Origin of the sequence: Pseudoalteromonas sp. MER144-MNA-CIBAN-0113 (assembly GCF_040308965.1) — a bacterium.
Lineage (GTDB): Bacteria > Pseudomonadota > Gammaproteobacteria > Enterobacterales > Alteromonadaceae > Pseudoalteromonas > Pseudoalteromonas tetraodonis.
On sequence record NZ_JBEOOG010000214.1, the window covers coordinates 1 to 428 of the forward strand.

A 428-nucleotide genomic window follows, 5' to 3' on the forward strand; every position below is an offset into this window, starting at 1 on the left:
TTAGATTTAACATCGCAAGAACTTGAAATTTTAGAGAGTAATAATCTAATGTTGGCTTAACCAGATCTCAGGTTAACATAGGCGAAGTATATTTAAGCTGAATATAAAGAAAGGAAAGAAACTAATAATATATAGGAGTTATTATATTAAATTATTTAATTTTGAGATTTTAACTTCACTGGATAGTTTTGAAGTAGTGATGGAAATGCAGGTAAACTGATTTTAGATACTTTTTATTAAAAGCTATATTACTAATTAATAGTAGGTGGCATACCAAGAGATTTTTCACTCTTTATTATTTTGCGGATAGAGAGTGCTGCAGTCATACTGCTTTGTAGATTACTTAAAATAAGTAAGTGGCGTCCCCAAGGGGATTCGAACCCCTGTTACCGCCGTGAAAGGGCGGTGTCCTAGGCCTCTAGACGATG

General features: G+C 33.4%; 1 tRNA gene. It reads right to left on the reverse strand.

Going from position 1 to position 428, the window contains the following annotated elements:
- Window positions 1-357 precede the first annotated feature (357 nt).
- Window positions 358-427: transfer RNA gene (locus AAEY57_RS19450), tRNA-Glu, on the reverse strand.
- Window position 428 lies beyond the last annotated feature (1 nt).